We start from the raw sequence: 14,041 nt of genomic DNA, 5'->3' as shown, positions 1-14,041 counted from the left end.
AGCCTGTTCCGGCGCGGCAGCGACGATGACCTCGGGGTGCGGCGGTGGAGCGTCGTGCACAAGGTTGGCCTGCAGGAGCGGTGCGCAAGCATAGCCGGGCGCCGCGGGCGGGCGCATCCGGCGCAGCGGCGCTTACTGCGCGGCCAGAATCAGCGCATCCACATCCAGCGCATGCCCGGCACGCGCGGCCTTGGTGCGCAGGTACTGCTCGTTCTCCGGAGTGATGTCGCCGGTCACCGGGATGCGGTCTTCCACCGCGATGCCGGCCGCACGCAGGCGCTCGGCCTTGGCGGGATTGTTGGTCAGCAGCCGGATCCGGCCGATGCCCAGACCGCGCAGCATCGCCACCGCACTGCCGTAGCGGCGCTCGTCCGGGCCGAAGCCCAGTTGCGCGTCGGCATCGATGGTATCCAGGCCGGCATGCTGGTAGCCGTACGCGCGCATCTTGGCGGCGATGCCGGTGCCGCGGCCTTCCTGATCCAGATACAGCAGCACGCCGCCGCCGAGTTCCTTCAGCTTGGCCAGGCCATGCCGCAGCTGGTCGCCGCAATCGCATTTGAGCGAACCGAACAGATCGCCGGTCAGGCAGGAGGAATGCACGCGTACCGGCACTGCCGCCGACAGGTCGGGCTGGCCGACCACGATCGCCACCTGGTCGCGCTGCGCCACCCCGCCGCGAAACACCACGAACTCGCTCATCCCCAGCCCGCGCAACGGCACCGGCGTGCGGGTGACCAACTCGTAGCCGGCCGCGGCGGATTTGGCGCAGCCGCTGCCCAGATCGTCCAGTGCCAGCGACTGGCAACCGGCAAAGGCGGCGTGGTCATCCGCGCCGTGCAGTTCCACGGCCAGCATCGCCGGCAGCAGCAGGCCCAGCCGCGCGATTTCCACCGCGCCGGCATCCAGCGCATCGCCCGGGGTCCATTGCGTCGGTACCGGGGTGTCGCGCAGGTAGGCCAGGGCAGCGAGCTGGTCGTAGTCGTGTTCGACCAGCGCCACGCGTGCGCCCTGCGGCGCGCTCAGGCCCAGCACCTGGGCGCGGGTCGGGGTGACGAACAGATAGTGCCGCCCCTGCGCCGCACGCGCGAAGGCCGCGTACGACTGCGCGGTGCTGCTGTCCAGCGCCAGCACCGCGCGCGCCTGCCCGTTGGCCGCCGTCAGCAGCACCGGGCGGCCGGCGCGCAGCTCGGAGGCGGCGCGCTCGCAACGGATCGCCGCCGGATCACCGAAGGCCTGTGCGCTGGGGGAGGGGACGGGGCTGCTCATGCACGACTCCAGATGGGGATTGCCACGGCCGCTTCAAGGCGGACGCCGCCGCGGCTGTTGCCTGCCGCGTGCGGCCATTGTCGCGTGGTTCGCAAGCGCCAGTCGCCACGGCCGGGTGGAACGCTGCATCCAGCGCCCGCCGTTTGAGTTGCGCGGCAGGCGTGGATTGGTTGCATGCCAGCTGCGTTGTTCATCGCCCGGCAATGGCTTTTAATCCCAAGACCCTCTGCCCGCACCGGACCCCATGTCTCTCATCGACTGCAGCGAAGACCGCCACGCCAGCGCCATCCTGGAGATCTTCAACGACGCCATCGCCAACTCGACCGCGTTGTACGACTACAAGCCGCGGCCACCGGAGAGCATGGTCGGCTGGTTTGCGACCAAGCGCGCGGGCGGCTTTCCGGTGATCGGGGTGGAAGCTGCCGACGGCAGCCTGATGGGGTTCGCCAGTTACGGCACCTTCCGCGCCTGGCCGGCGTTCAAGTACAGCGTGGAGCATTCGATCTACGTGCACCGCGACCATCGCGGCAAGGGGCTTGGACGCCTGCTGTTGCAGGGCGTGATCGCGGCGGCGGAACAGCGCGGCGTGCATGTGCTGGTCGGCGGCATCGATGCCAGCAATCAGGCCAGCATCGCCCTGCACGAACAGTTCGGCTTCACCCATGCCGGCACCGTGCGCGAGGCCGGTTTCAAGTTCGGCCGTTGGCTGGACCTGGCGTTCTATCAGCGCATCCTCGCCACGCCGGCCGATCCGCACGACGATTGAGCCGCTGCCGCCGCCGCGCTGTGTGCGAGCGGCTCCGTCTTCAGCCAGCCGGCGTCAGTGCGGATGCCGCTCGGTCGCATACGGATTGGGCTCGCCGCTGCCCGGCGGGCGCAGCGTGTAGCGCTTGTAGGTCCACTGGTATTGCGCCGGGTCGCGCCGGGCGATTTGTTCGATGCCCGCGTTGAGCGCGCTGGCCGCGCGCACCGGGTCGGCGTCGGCCACTGCCGGGTCGGCCGGCTGCACATGCAACGCGAATTGCAGGTCGCCGCCGGCCCGTTCGCACCAGCCATACAGCACGATCGCGCCGGTGCGCTCGGCCAGTCGGTTGACCAAGGTCATGGTCAGGGCGGGGATGCCGAAGAACGGCGCAAACACGCCGTCGCCCATTTTCGGCTGCTGGTCGGGCAGGATGCCGACCGCGCCACCGTCCTTGAGCACCTTGAACAACTGCCGCACCGCCGGGCCTTCGGCACGCACCTGGCGCACGTTGTCGCCGCCGCGTGCCAGTTGCAGGAAACCGTCCACCGCGTCCGATTCCGGCGGGCGATACACGATGGCGATCGGCCCGCGTTCGGACAGCCACTGGTTGAGCAGCTCCCAGTTGCCGAAGTGCGGCGCGGCCACGATGACACCACGCCCGGAAGCCAGCGCGGCGTCGTAGAGCGCCTGGCCATTGCGTTGCAGCCGCGCCAGGTTCTCGGCTGGCGGGCGGGTCCAGGTGCGCAAGACCTCCAGCGTCTGCCGCGCGGTCGACTGCAGCACCTGCGCATGCAGCTGCGCGCGCTGGCCGGCATCCAGTTCCGGGTACGCCAGTTCCAGGTTGCGGCGTGCCACGCGCGCCTCGCGCGCATTGAGCTTGCGCCAGCTCCAGGCCAGCGCGTCGGCCACACGTTTGAGCAACGGCCACGGCAGGCGGCCCACGGTGGCGGCGGTGGCGTAGAGCAGGCGAGCGCGAACATCGGGTTTCATCCGCGCAATTCTAAACAGCGCGGCCGGCGATGACCCGCGCGTGACAGTGCCAACCGTGCTGGGCATGCTGCGCGGCACAGTTTGCTGCCGGAGAGTGCTCATGCTTGCGCTGATCCAACGTGTCACCCGCGCCGCCGTCACGGTCAATGCGCAGACCATCGGGCAGATCGGTCCCGGGCTGCTGGCTCTGGTCGGGGTCGAACCCGGCGACAGCGACGCGCAGATCCGGCGCCTGGCCGAGCGCCTGCTCGGCTACCGCGTGTTTGCCGACGACGCCGGCAAGATGAACCGCTCACTCACCGACACCGGCGGCGGCCTGCTGCTGGTCAGCCAGTTCACCCTGGCCGCAGACACCAGTTCCGGCAATCGCCCCGGCTTCAGCACGGCCGCGCCGCCGTTGGAGGCTGAACGGGCGTTCAATCAATTGGTGGCGATCTGCCGGCAAAAACATCGCGGCGGGGTGGAAACCGGGCGCTTTGGTGCCCATATGGTTGTCGACCTGGTCAACGATGGCCCGGTGACCTTCCTTCTCAGACCCTAGAAACCCACGTCCACCAGCGGTCCTGTCTTGAATCCGGCAGACCGGGCTTCACGCTGGTATAATGCTAGGTCCTCTTTCCAATCTCAAAGCCGGTGGCGCGAGCACTCATGGCCAACGAACGTCCTGCCCAGCAATCCGACATCAAGCTACTGATCAGCAAGGGCCTGGAACAGGGCTATCTGACCTACGCCGAAGTCAATGACCACCTGCCCGACGACCTGGTCGACCCGGAGCAGATCGAAGACATCATCAGCATGATCAACGGCATGGGCATCGATGTCCATGAAGTTGCCCCCGATGCTGAAACCCTGTTGCTCAACGATGGCAACACCGGCAACCGCGAGGTTGACGACACCGCAGCCGAAGAAGCTGCCGCCGCGCTGACCGCGCTCGACACCGAAGGTGGCCGCACCACCGACCCGGTGCGCATGTACATGCGCGAAATGGGTACGGTCGAGCTGCTGACCCGCGAAGGCGAAATCGCCATCGCCAAGCGTATCGAAGAAGGCCTGAGCCAGGTCCAGGCAGCGCTGGGCGTGTTCCCGCTGTCGACCGAAATGCTGTTGGCCGATTACGAAGCGCACAAGGAAGGCAAGAAGCGTCTGGCCGAGATCGTGGTCGGTTTCAACGACCTGATCGAAGAAGCCGACGCCGCCGCTGCTGCGCTGGCCGCCGCCGGCCCGGTCGCCGTGGACGAAGACGCGGTCGATGAAGACGACGACGAAGACGGCGATGACGACGCTGCCGAGGAAGAGGCCGGCCCGACCGGTCCGGACCCGGTGGAAGTGGCCACGCGCATGGAGAACCTGGCCAACGAATACGCCAAGTTCAAGAAGATCTATGCCAAGAACGGCGCCGAGCACAAGCTGGTGGTCAAGGCGCGCGAAGACATGGCCGCCATCTTCACCACGCTCAAGCTGCCGCTGCCGCTGACCGATGCGCTGGTCACCCAGCTGCGTGGCGTGGTCAACGGCATCAAGGATCACGAGCGCAAGGTGCTGCACCTGGCCACCACCGTGGCACGCATGCCGCGCAAGGATTTCATCCGCTCCTGGGAAGGCAACCAGACCAACCTGGAATGGGTGGAAGACGCACTCAAGCGCAAGCAGAAGTGGTCGTCGGCGCTGCGCGACGTCAAGGACCAGATCGTCTCCGAGCAGCAGGGCTCGATCGAGATGGAGAAGGCCAACTACCTGACCCTGGGCGAGATCAAGGAGATCAGCCGCGCGATGGCCTATGGCGAAGCCAAGGCACGCAAGGCCAAGAAGGAAATGGTCGAGGCCAACCTGCGCCTGGTCATCTCCATCGCCAAGAAGTACACCAACCGCGGCCTGCAGTTCCTCGACCTGATCCAGGAAGGCAACATCGGCCTGATGAAGGCCGTGGACAAGTTCGAATACCGCCGCGGTTACAAGTTCTCGACGTATGCGACGTGGTGGATCCGTCAGGCCATCACCCGTTCGATCGCCGATCAGGCGCGCACCATCCGTATTCCGGTGCACATGATCGAAACGATCAACAAGTTGAACCGCATTTCCCGCCAGATGCTCCAGCAGTTCGGCCGCGAGGCTACGCCGGAGGAGCTGGCCAAGGAAATGGACATGCCCGAGGACAAGATCCGCAAGGTAATGAAGATCGCCAAGGAGCCGATCTCGATGGAAACCCCGATCGGCGACGACGAGGATTCGCATCTGGGCGACTTCATCGAGGACACCAACGTGGAGTCCCCGATCGACAACACCACCAACATCAATCTCTCCGAGACGGTGCGGGACGTGTTGGCAGGGCTGACCCCGCGCGAGGCCAAGGTGCTGCGGATGCGCTTCGGTATCGACATGAATACCGATCACACGCTGGAAGAAGTGGGCAAGCAGTTCGACGTCACCCGCGAGCGGATTCGTCAGATAGAGGCCAAGGCGTTGCGCAAACTGCGTCACCCGAGCCGTTCGGAACAGCTGCGCTCGTTCCTGGACATCGACTGATCCGGTAGCCGTATCGGTGCAGTGATCACACAACAGCCCCGCACATGCGGGGCTGTTGCGTTGTGGGGCATGCCGCGAGCTATGCTTGCCCGGGTGGACGTCGCCGAAGCACCAACGCGCCGGGGATGGCGCAGGCGACATTCACGCCCCGGCGACGAAGCCAGACAGCGGCGCAACATAAAGCCCGTGTTTCTGCCTGACTCACGTGACGTTCTAGCCGTGGCTTCTAAGTTGATGGACGAATGGAACGAGGCCGTCGTATGAGCAGGCAAAGCCGCTTTGAAACCACCACATACCGCGAGCACGAGATTCGCGTACGCACCGAGCAGGCGTCCCCGGGCGCCAGGTGGACGCTGTGGGTCGACGTGTATGCACTGGGCGGCAAACGCCAGCCACGCATCGGTGGCCGGGAACAGGGATGGGAGACCTACCAGGAAGCCATCGCGCAGGGATTCCGTGCAGGCCGGCAATTGGTCGATGCGCAGCTTGAGGTGGCTTAGTAGCCGGGATTGGGGAGTGGGGATTCGGGATTGCTGAGGTGATGATTGCTGAGGTGCTTGTAGCACCGGATCACCTACCGCAAATGGTGCGCAAGGCGCGGTCATCGCCTACAAATTTAGAAGCCCGGCTTGCGCCGGGCTTTTTTGTGGGCATGCACGGGCACGGGTGGGTGCGGGCGCTTCTCCTCATCGATGCCTGATGTCAGCAGACAGCGACGCGCGCGGACAGGTAAACTTTCGCCTCAGCTGGACGGTCCGACATGCCCCGCATCTCGCCACCCACCCTGCCGGGCCTATAGCTCAACGGTTAGAGCAGAGGACTCATAATCCTTTGGTTCCAGGTTCGAATCCTGGTGGGCCCACCATAAAAACAGGGGGTTGCGGCTCCGCATTCCCCCTCCAACACACTCCGGTGCCTACTCCGTGCCTACTTCCGGCGCGCTGGATGCGGCATCGCTCCGTTCGATCGTTCGCCTGACCCAGGCGTGCAGGCGCGACACCGGCCACAGGCTCTTGCGGCCGACTTTCACCGGCGCCGGGAACCACTTTTCGCGCACGCCGCGGTAAATGGTGCTCTTGCCCAGGCCGGAGATTTTTATCGCCCGCGCGAGCGGCGCGAACTCGTCGCGGTCGGCTGCATCAACGTCCATCGGAACCACCCACATTTGAACTCCCCAGATAAGGCAGTCGGCCATCGACCCACTTGCCGGTTTCGTTGTAGCGAACGTGCTGATACTTGCCGGTCAGCCGGTGCTGCCGCTCAGTCGGGCAGCCCGTCCAGTTGCGCGAGGTAACGCGCCAGATCATCCAATCAGTGCACACGCTTCCCCTCCCTGAGTCCGATAGGTGGGGCGAACTCCTTGGGCGGGAGGTGCAAGTCGCTGATCGCATCGCTCAGCCTGGTGGCCGGCCAGGCTGACACGTCAACTGGCCACTTGGTGAACAGCGCTACGTGGCCGGGCAGAGCGTCACCATCGGCGGCCACGCTCTCCAGCGTGGAAGCCAGCTGCTTCGCCGTCGTTTCGCATAGCGTCCAGCCACAGAGGTGCCACAAACCATCGCCTACCACCTCCCAAGCTCCGCCACGGAACTGCGGGTTTGCAAGGAGAATGCGCGCGCGCTGGAGGCGCAGTTGACGCTTCGATCCGACGACCAGCAGCTTTGCAACGTAGTAGGTGTTGCTCATGAAGACCCCCCGAAAATGCGACCCAAAAACGAGCGTGTGCGCTGGTGGAGCCCACCTACACTCGTCGGAATAAGGACTGGCAGCGCCGGCTGCTGTGGTCGACCCATAGTCATCTGATGGGATTGGAAACCGTCGCCCAACGCTTGGTGCACCAGAGCGGGAATCTGCTGGCGTAGCGCTTCGGGCATCTCGTTCCAGTGAACGCAGTGCAATGCGCGCAGCTGATTGTAAGCGTGCCGCTCGGGATGGATTTCCAGCATCCTCGCGACGTGGTCGATTTCGCAGATGCTGAAGAACGGGGAGCGGAACATGCGGTTGAGCGCGGTCTGCGCCACCAGTGCCTGAGTATCAGTTGCCATGCCCGGCTCCTTCGCTCATCCGCTGGCAGGTATATGCCTGCTTACCCAACATCGTCCGCCCCAGGGCATCGCACTCACGCGCGCGCCCGGCTTCCAGCGCTTCGGCAATTGCGCCCACGGCTAGAACAGCTGCACCCGCACCGAATAGAGCGCCCAGCGTCCAAGGCAGCAAACCCTTCATCGCACCTCCTCCCAGTGCACCTGCGTGAGCTTTCGGTGCATCGCGGTTACCGTCTCCGTTCCCACGCCGGCAGCACTGGCGACCAGCACGCCCGCCTCATTGCGGCGGACGTGCACAACCAGCGAGCGGTAGCCAGTCTCAGCACAGGACAGGCGGTACGTGCCTGGCTCGGACGGTACTGCGTTGCGGCTCAAGTTCGGCTCGCTATTGGCGTGGTCGGCAAGCACGCGCGCCGCGCGCTCCAGCAGCTCGGCTGTGATCTCTTGCTCGTGCGCGGAGGCCGGGTGCGGCGTACGCAGCGTTGCTGCAGCAGACCGTAGCTCGGCGATCAATTCATTGGACACAAGGCACCTCAAGTTGTTCTGTAGCATCGCCGATGCGATGCGCATTCGCGGCTGAGCGCAGTTCGGTGTCGTTTGGGTGGTCATGCGGGATTTCCCCGGATGTTGCTTGTCGCAGCGTTGGCCTTCCTGATGCGCCGGCGCACCTCGCGGTCGACCTGCTGCACGGTGAAGTCAATCATCTGGTCTTCCACCTGCTCGCTCGGCGGCCTCTCAATGGCCCGCGCTGCCAGCTGTTCCAGGTTCTTGCCCCGACTCAGGGCGCGGTCCACGATCAGCACTGCCAGGCGCATCGAATGGCGACGCCACTCCCCGCTGCCTGTAGCCGTCTCATTGCCTGAGGCCGCTCTAAGCTCTTGCCTGCGTTGCTCCAGCCGCTGCAGAAGGTCCGGGCGTTGCTCCAGTGCCGCCACCAACTGCAATACGCGCGGGGACTGCTCGCGCTCTTCTGGCGAGCGCACGATGCGTGAGCTTGGGAATGCGATCACCTGAGCCATCATGCTTCCTCCTCCGGAGCCGACGACAGCACGCGGCCTGTCACAACGCCGAACCACTCGTATTCGCAGAGCCGAAAACCATGAAGAGTTTCCTGATCAGCATCCAGTACCGCGATCGTCCATCGGCCACGGGGGAGTGCAGATGCAGCCCCGACATGGCACAACCTGCCGAATGGTTTGCGACCCGCTCGGCACATGATGACGACCTGGCCAGGCTGCGGACAGGCTGTGAGATCGACGATTAGCAGCTCACCTGCAGCGAACGTCGTTTCGGGAGTGCCGTAGCTATATGCCCAATCGTTCGGCACCACCATGCAGTTGTCACTAGTGAGCAAGCTCTTGGGGACGCGGTGGGCTACTGCTTGGGTCGAGTTCATGCGACCCTCCTGGCTTGCGCGTGCGCTTCGATCGACGCCAGCACGACCAACTGCTCCCGGCTCACAAAAAACCCCGAGTCCGGCATGCTCATGCAGAAGATGCGGAAAGAGCCTCTTCTGCAATCGGCGGTATCAGGCACCCACTGGACCCAGCGGACCAGCTGCTGATCGCCGATCTGCACCACGTACGTGCCATCCCACCTACACGAAGTGTTGCTGAGGTTGGCGAGCAGCACATCGCCTACCATGAAGTTCGGCGCGTTAAGGTTGTCGCGAACCAGCACGTGCGCGTAGTTGCCCTCCGGCAACGGGAACAGCACAGACGCATGGGTAGCTAGGCCGGCCGGCGGCGCGGCCTCGCTACGTCTATCAATCGGGGCTACACTGCTGCTCGCCATTGTTGTTCTCCTAAATCTTCGCGGATGCTGGGGACTGATTGGCGGACGGCTCGGGCGTTGGCGCGCTCGGGTCGTCGTTGTTTTCGGTCTTCGGAAGATGCTCCGGCTTGAAATTCACGACGCGATCGATATCCACGCCTTCCGGCGCGTAGATGTGCAGCTTCGTGCGACCGCGGTAGGCCGCTCGAACTTGGACCTGCACCCCGTCACCAATGAAGATCGTGGTGCCGGCGGGCGCGTACATTTCCACCGGTCTGAACGCCGGGGTCTGGGGGTTACTCATGCTTGATGTCTCCTTGCGCCAGACGGAAGGTCGGCTCGGGTGGGATGGGGCGGTCGGGCCCGGCTTGCGCCTCACGTGCGACCCGCGCGGTGTGGATCTCGATGCAGCGCATCGGGAGCACCCAGGCGCTAATCACGGCCAGCGCCAACCAGGCGATGCGAAGGCGGGTGCTCATGCCAGCACCGGCCCGGTGAACATGTCCGGCGTAGCCGCAGATAGCAGCCGCTGCAGCTTGGCCAGGCCCTTTCCGGTGACCATCGTGGTCACTGAGCGCATTTGCCCTTTCTCCGGATGCGTCCAGGGCCTGCTGTATTTGAGGTCGAGCAAACCGGCTTCGATCTTGTCCTGATAGGGCTCACCGTGACGGTTGATCCATCGGTGTTCGCGCATCCAGCGCGCCAGTCGCGTGCGGCCGGTGCCGATCAGCTTTGCCGCCTCGCCCAACTCGTGGTTGTGATCGCTCTGCACGACCTGATCGTGAAAAGCAGCCTTCGGCGCCTGCTCCTCGACGGTGTGTTGCAGCTCTATCACCTTCTCGGTGTATGTCAGCAGCAGGCCGCGCATCGCCGCTGGGTCTGAGAGGACGGCCATGGCATCCGTGGGCCAGCCATAGCCGCCGGTCTTACGGATCGTCGGCAGCACGTCCTCGAACACCCAGCGTTCGAACTTCTCGGCTTCCGGCAATCTGCTGCCGGCAACCAGTCTGTACATGTCCGGCTCACTGATGATGCGGACCTGCTGCGTTCGGCCGAGGGCATCGAGGATGGGGTGGTGTTTCGCCACCCCCTTGGCATGCTGCTTAAGTGCGTTGACGGTATCGGCATAGCCCAACGCCTCGGCAATGTCCTTGCCTACGAACCACGGGGCGCCGTCAATCTGCACAGCGCGAATGGTGATGCTCTGGAACTGAAACGGGATGATTTGTGTCACGGGGTGGGTTCCTGTCGTTGGGCAGCAGCCAGCCGCTCCTGTCGCTCACGAAGCGCTCGGACGACCTCGCTGTTCTGACTGCTGGCGTTGCGCTGCGCTTCCGCGGCGACCCAATCTTTAAGGTCCTTCGGGAGGCGGAGTGCCATCTGTGGGTCGAGGCGTGCCATGACGGTTTGTCCTATCAAGTACGGTGCTTAACGCACGGGAGGATGAAAGCCCAACGGCTCGAACGAGGCGTGGTGGTGACGGCTCTGTCGACGTCGATGGTCACCAGGTCTGTTACGGGCCGAGTTCCTTTCGGGTGAGTGCCTGCTTCAATAGGTGGTTGATAGTCCAGTTAAGACTGCGCTCCAGCTCATCTGCTTTCGCCTGGACCCCCGCGCGGACAGCGGGCTCCATACGAAGGCCAAATGGGTTGGTGTCCTTGGTCCTGACCGGGGTGCTGGCGTTGCTGTGCATTTCGTCTCCAAGTCGGTTGGCGACTACATGATGTAATTAGTTACATCATGTGCCTATGGTGTCAAGTGTTTTTTAGCTTCATCATGTAGCTATGGCAAAGAAGACAGAAACCAGGCCGTCGACAGCTGCGATCAACCCGTTCGGCCTGCGCATGCAGCCCGAGCTTCGGGAGCGACTGGAATCTGCCGCGAGCGGGTCGGGTCGATCGATGAATGCAGAAATCGTCGCGCGCCTCGAACGCAGCTTCGGCATCAATGACTTGGGCATCTCCGGTGACGCGCTCGACCTTGCGGGGTTCTTGGCGCTATCGCTGTCGCGCGTCTTGAACGAAGACACGACCGCGGAGCAGAAACAGGAGATCAAGGCGCTGACCAGCGAAGTGATGAAGCTGATGGGCAGCCGACTGCTGATAGCGAAGCAGGGCGAGCATGCCTTCGTCACAGAGCCGCCTAACGACCAGCCTTCACCCAAGGGCGAGCGCTGATCGGGCGATGGGCCACTTCGCGTATGCTCACAGCTCGCTGATTCGCAATTGCCGAGTTGTGCCAAAATCCGGGCGATAGAAACCACAGGGGACGTGCGATGGCGCTGATGCCATGTAGCGAGTGCGGTAAGCAGATCAGCAGCCTGGCGGTTGCCTGTCCGCAATGTGGTGCACCGGTTAGCGAACGGGATGAAGCTCCGAGCACGCAGCAAAGCGAGAGCGGCGCATCGCAAGACGGCAATCGTGGATGCTTGCAGGTAGCTCTCGTCATTGCGGCGCTGATTGCTGCATCTTCTATCGTGCTTGTCGTTGTAACGGCCAACGATGCCAAAAGCGATCCGCGAAGCGCTGAGCAACGCCGCGACGAGAAAGCAATTGAGCTTTGCTGGGAATCGCATGACCGTAGGTCGCTTGAACCCAGCTCGAAGCGGTTTATCGCCTCGGCATGCGAGAAAATGGAAAGCGATTTTAGGACGCAGTACGGGCGAGAACCTTAGTTCAATCATCGGAAGGCTCACGCGTTGGGCTCCTGCCGCGAATAGCAGAGCACTTCCCAGCCACCATCCGCGCGCCGGATAAAGCAGTCGTAGCCGGATTCGTCCTGCTGCTGGGCGTAGGTGTGGGCGTCGTCGACCGAGCGAAATTGGGCTGAGTGATCAGCGACGTTTTTGCTGCGAAACGCCAAGACGATCGCCGCCGCCAGCGCGCCGATTAGGATGCATTCGCCGGCGATCATGCGGGCAGCCTCGATCGGCGGCGAAGATGGGTCATCCGCACCTCGTGCAAATTGAGGATACCGAGAGACACGCAGAATTCGAGCAGGTCGGGGGAAAGCCTTGTCGGGCAGTACCCTGGACAGGCGTTTGCAGCGTCGAGGAAGAAGCGCGGCATCATGTCGACTGCCGCGAGCCGCGCGCGGTAGCTGTTGTACAGCCGGTACATTGCGCGCGCTGCACGATAACGGCTGCGCCACTCGTTGCGCGGGGACTTAGCCTCTAGCCGCCCCTGGCCCCCGCAGGGGCCGGTCTGTCTTCTGTGGTGCTGCTTGCTCACTTCTTCTCCCATCGAGCGGCGGGACATCCGTCGCGATGGGGGAAGTCTAATTAACTAGACAGTGAAGTCAAGAGGGCTAGACTGTAGCGACGGCCCATTTGTCCAGTTTGCTAGACTTTGTTCATTCTTCGTTTAATTAAATGGTCCACCCGGCTATCCAGCAGACCCTTCCGATAATCGCGATTGGACTGCGCGGTGAGTCCTGCCGCTTAGGCTTCCTCCAGTCATGGTCCCCGGCGGGGTTGTCACTCTGGAAGTAGGTTGCGCCATCCAACAGAAGCGCGCGTTTCACGTAGTACTCGGGGTTGGCTGCCCCGTGTACCTGGACCATGTAGAGCGCGCCGTCGACCACTCGAGTGTCTGAGGTGTCGAACATGATGGCATCACCGTCTTCGATAATCGGCTCCATGGAATCGCCCTTGCCGTAGTAGATGGCGAGGTTTCGAGCGTTTAGCCCCTTGCGGCGCAGGCTGTTGGCCTTGAACTTTAGGCTATGGGTCTCGGCATACTCGACAGCTTCCATTCCATTGCCAAGCCCGGCAGCCTGGCTGTATCCGACGACATCTGCCCAGTCAGCAGAGTCTGGAGCGTCCGCAGTTCCTTCGATCGGGCCTCGCCCGTACTGGAGCCATTCGGCGTTGACCTGTAGAGCCTTTGCGAGCTTCGTGAGCGTACCGGCCCTGATTAAATCAGGCTTGGTTGTGCCGTCCAGTATGAAATAGATGCCGGCTTTGCTTAGAACCCGCTGATCAGTTAGATCGCGGGGCGTCATGTTGCGCAAATTGAGCGCGCGGCGCAGGCGCTCAGCCATGGTATCCATAGAGCAAGACAGGTGTAATTTTTAAAGTACAGAGAGCTTGACAGCCAACTGGTCTAGAGCGCTAGACTTGCACCCATGGAGATCACTAAGCAAGTTCTCAGAGACCGGTTGAACCTATCCACGGATGCCGCTATCGCGCGGTGGTTCGGGATAGGGCGCTGGGCGGTGGGTCAGTGGCCCGAGGGACAACCTATCCCGCGCAGTCGGCAGATTGAGCTGGTGGCGCGAGCGCCTGACAAGTTCGCACTTGGTGCGGATAACCGCGTGGTCGCACAGCCAATAGCGGGGACGATTTCTGTGTATCGAGAAGACTCTTCGGCCTAACAGTCGAACGGTTTGATAGTGGGACAAACGCGAGCGCGCAATGCGCTGACGGCGTTAGGGAGGCCCAGGACAGGCAACCCGAATTGGTGCAGGGACGGCGACCACGCGGTGCACGGTTATTCCGGGGGTGCATTGGCGTCTGGCGCGAAACGGGATCGCTCCGGCGATCGAAACCATTCGTCCAGATACGACGAAGCCCCCGCTGTCGGCCAGACAGTTGCGGAGGCTTCGTTGAGACCGAGGCCACTATGCCATTGCACCATGAAGACACGCAAGTCCCCGTCCCCGGCGGGCTACGTCCCATAGCCCATGTGCTCGATGAGGT

Annotated in this window: 22 protein-coding genes, 1 tRNA gene and 1 pseudogene; 7 read left to right on the top strand and 17 right to left on the bottom strand. The window is 63.5% G+C overall.

The genetic code is table 11. From position 1 onward, the window contains the following. Positions 1–132: 132 nt before the first annotated feature. Positions 133–1,266: a GTP cyclohydrolase II RibA gene (ribA, locus tag AC1PLS_RS18665; RefSeq protein ID WP_054591098.1), complete on the bottom strand. Its 1,134-nt coding sequence runs from the start codon at positions 1,264–1,266 to the stop codon at positions 133–135. 244 nt (positions 1,267–1,510) lie between these two features. Here ribA and AC1PLS_RS18660 point away from each other — a divergent pair, with 244 nt between their 5' ends. Continuing rightward, the gene (locus tag AC1PLS_RS18660) at positions 1,511–2,032 is read left to right on the top strand and encodes a GNAT family N-acetyltransferase (protein WP_016902496.1); all 522 of its coding nucleotides are present in this window, start codon (positions 1,511–1,513) and stop codon (positions 2,030–2,032) included. A gap of 54 nt (positions 2,033–2,086) precedes the next feature. On the opposite strand, the gene AC1PLS_RS18655 is transcribed toward AC1PLS_RS18660, so the two are convergent. Further along, on the bottom strand, positions 2,087–3,103 hold the full coding sequence (locus AC1PLS_RS18655; RefSeq protein WP_184433176.1) for a lauroyl acyltransferase: 1,017 nt from the start codon (positions 3,101–3,103) through the stop codon (positions 2,087–2,089). Between AC1PLS_RS18655 and dtd the strand changes: the two genes are divergently transcribed. The 4 genes and pseudogenes from dtd to AC1PLS_RS18635 all read left to right on the top strand — a co-directional run bounded on the left by dtd (position 3,102) and on the right by AC1PLS_RS18635 (position 6,389). Then, complete coding sequence (gene dtd, locus AC1PLS_RS18650; RefSeq protein ID WP_184433178.1) at positions 3,102–3,542, top strand: D-aminoacyl-tRNA deacylase; 441 nt, start codon at positions 3,102–3,104, stop codon at positions 3,540–3,542. The genes AC1PLS_RS18655 and dtd overlap by 2 nt on opposite strands. A gap of 107 nt (positions 3,543–3,649) precedes the next feature. Continuing rightward, positions 3,650–5,524: an RNA polymerase sigma factor RpoD gene (gene rpoD, locus AC1PLS_RS18645; RefSeq protein ID WP_016902493.1), complete on the top strand. Its 1,875-nt coding sequence runs from the start codon at positions 3,650–3,652 to the stop codon at positions 5,522–5,524. Positions 5,525–5,710: 186 nt separating this feature from the next. Then, a pseudogene (locus tag AC1PLS_RS18640) lies at positions 5,711–6,024 on the top strand (hypothetical protein). Positions 6,025–6,313: 289 nt separating this feature from the next. Then, a tRNA-Ile gene (locus AC1PLS_RS18635) sits at positions 6,314–6,389 on the top strand. A 51-nt stretch (positions 6,390–6,440) separates the two neighbouring features. On the opposite strand, the gene AC1PLS_RS18630 is transcribed toward AC1PLS_RS18635, so the two are convergent. From AC1PLS_RS18630 to AC1PLS_RS18575, 12 genes are all read right to left on the bottom strand, one after another. Then, positions 6,441–6,689: a helix-turn-helix transcriptional regulator gene (locus tag AC1PLS_RS18630; protein ID WP_481103977.1), complete on the bottom strand. Its 249-nt coding sequence runs from the start codon at positions 6,687–6,689 to the stop codon at positions 6,441–6,443. A gap of 146 nt (positions 6,690–6,835) precedes the next feature. Further along, complete coding sequence (locus AC1PLS_RS18625; RefSeq protein ID WP_481103976.1) at positions 6,836–7,210, bottom strand: hypothetical protein; 375 nt, start codon at positions 7,208–7,210, stop codon at positions 6,836–6,838. Further along, positions 7,207–7,569 carry a hypothetical protein gene (locus AC1PLS_RS18620; protein ID WP_481103975.1) on the bottom strand — a complete coding sequence of 121 codons (363 nt, stop codon included), beginning with the start codon at positions 7,567–7,569 and terminating at the stop codon, positions 7,207–7,209. The genes AC1PLS_RS18625 and AC1PLS_RS18620 overlap by 4 nt, the downstream gene beginning before the upstream one ends. After that, positions 7,559–7,750: a hypothetical protein gene (locus AC1PLS_RS18615; protein ID WP_481103974.1), complete on the bottom strand. Its 192-nt coding sequence runs from the start codon at positions 7,748–7,750 to the stop codon at positions 7,559–7,561. The genes AC1PLS_RS18620 and AC1PLS_RS18615 overlap by 11 nt, the downstream gene beginning before the upstream one ends. After that, on the bottom strand, positions 7,747–8,178 hold the full coding sequence (locus tag AC1PLS_RS18610; RefSeq protein ID WP_481103973.1) for a hypothetical protein: 432 nt from the start codon (positions 8,176–8,178) through the stop codon (positions 7,747–7,749). The genes AC1PLS_RS18615 and AC1PLS_RS18610 overlap by 4 nt, the downstream gene beginning before the upstream one ends. After that, positions 8,175–8,591: a hypothetical protein gene (locus AC1PLS_RS18605; RefSeq protein ID WP_481103972.1), complete on the bottom strand. Its 417-nt coding sequence runs from the start codon at positions 8,589–8,591 to the stop codon at positions 8,175–8,177. Before AC1PLS_RS18605 ends, AC1PLS_RS18610 begins: the two co-directional genes overlap by 4 nt. Then, positions 8,588–8,965, bottom strand: a complete 378-nt coding sequence (locus AC1PLS_RS18600; protein WP_481103971.1) for a hypothetical protein — start codon at positions 8,963–8,965, stop codon at positions 8,588–8,590. The genes AC1PLS_RS18605 and AC1PLS_RS18600 overlap by 4 nt, the downstream gene beginning before the upstream one ends. Further along, a complete protein-coding gene (locus AC1PLS_RS18595; RefSeq protein ID WP_481103970.1) occupies positions 8,962–9,363 on the bottom strand; it encodes a hypothetical protein in 402 nt (133 codons plus the stop codon). Before AC1PLS_RS18595 ends, AC1PLS_RS18600 begins: the two co-directional genes overlap by 4 nt. 10 nt (positions 9,364–9,373) lie before the next feature. Further along, positions 9,374–9,646 carry a hypothetical protein gene (locus tag AC1PLS_RS18590; RefSeq protein ID WP_481103969.1) on the bottom strand — a complete coding sequence of 91 codons (273 nt, stop codon included), beginning with the start codon at positions 9,644–9,646 and terminating at the stop codon, positions 9,374–9,376. Then, the gene (locus AC1PLS_RS18585; protein ID WP_481103968.1) at positions 9,639–9,821 is read right to left on the bottom strand and encodes a hypothetical protein; all 183 of its coding nucleotides are present in this window, start codon (positions 9,819–9,821) and stop codon (positions 9,639–9,641) included. Before AC1PLS_RS18585 ends, AC1PLS_RS18590 begins: the two co-directional genes overlap by 8 nt. Beyond that, positions 9,818–10,576, bottom strand: coding sequence for a phage antirepressor KilAC domain-containing protein (locus AC1PLS_RS18580; protein ID WP_481103967.1), 759 nt, complete (start codon positions 10,574–10,576; stop codon positions 9,818–9,820). Before AC1PLS_RS18580 ends, AC1PLS_RS18585 begins: the two co-directional genes overlap by 4 nt. Continuing rightward, complete coding sequence (locus AC1PLS_RS18575; RefSeq protein ID WP_481104520.1) at positions 10,573–10,722, bottom strand: Arc family DNA-binding protein; 150 nt, start codon at positions 10,720–10,722, stop codon at positions 10,573–10,575. Before AC1PLS_RS18575 ends, AC1PLS_RS18580 begins: the two co-directional genes overlap by 4 nt. A 404-nt stretch (positions 10,723–11,126) precedes the next feature. On the opposite strand from AC1PLS_RS18575, the gene AC1PLS_RS18570 reads away from it, so the two are divergent. Further along, entirely contained in the window at positions 11,127–11,519 is a 393-nt protein-coding gene (locus AC1PLS_RS18570; RefSeq protein ID WP_481103966.1) for an Arc family DNA-binding protein, read from the top strand. A 98-nt stretch (positions 11,520–11,617) separates the two neighbouring features. Beyond that, positions 11,618–12,016, top strand: a complete 399-nt coding sequence (locus tag AC1PLS_RS18565) for a hypothetical protein (RefSeq protein ID WP_481103965.1) — start codon at positions 11,618–11,620, stop codon at positions 12,014–12,016. A gap of 17 nt (positions 12,017–12,033) precedes the next feature. On the opposite strand, the gene AC1PLS_RS18560 is transcribed toward AC1PLS_RS18565, so the two are convergent. The 3 genes from AC1PLS_RS18560 to AC1PLS_RS18550 all read right to left on the bottom strand — a co-directional run bounded on the left by AC1PLS_RS18560 (position 12,034) and on the right by AC1PLS_RS18550 (position 13,383). Beyond that, a complete protein-coding gene (locus AC1PLS_RS18560; protein ID WP_481103964.1) occupies positions 12,034–12,255 on the bottom strand; it encodes a hypothetical protein in 222 nt (73 codons plus the stop codon). After that, positions 12,252–12,461 carry a hypothetical protein gene (locus AC1PLS_RS18555; RefSeq protein WP_481103963.1) on the bottom strand — a complete coding sequence of 70 codons (210 nt, stop codon included), beginning with the start codon at positions 12,459–12,461 and terminating at the stop codon, positions 12,252–12,254. The genes AC1PLS_RS18560 and AC1PLS_RS18555 overlap by 4 nt, the downstream gene beginning before the upstream one ends. Positions 12,462–12,708: 247 nt before the next feature. After that, positions 12,709–13,383 (bottom strand): S24 family peptidase, encoded by a 675-nt coding sequence (locus AC1PLS_RS18550; RefSeq protein ID WP_481103962.1) that lies wholly within the window; start codon positions 13,381–13,383, stop codon positions 12,709–12,711. Between the last annotated feature and the right edge of the window lie 658 nt (positions 13,384–14,041).

It is taken from the genome of Xanthomonas sp. NCPPB 3218 (genome assembly GCF_056725185.1).
The sequence above is the reverse complement of the archived record's forward strand: the minus strand, read 5'-3'. Positions and strand labels throughout refer to the sequence as shown.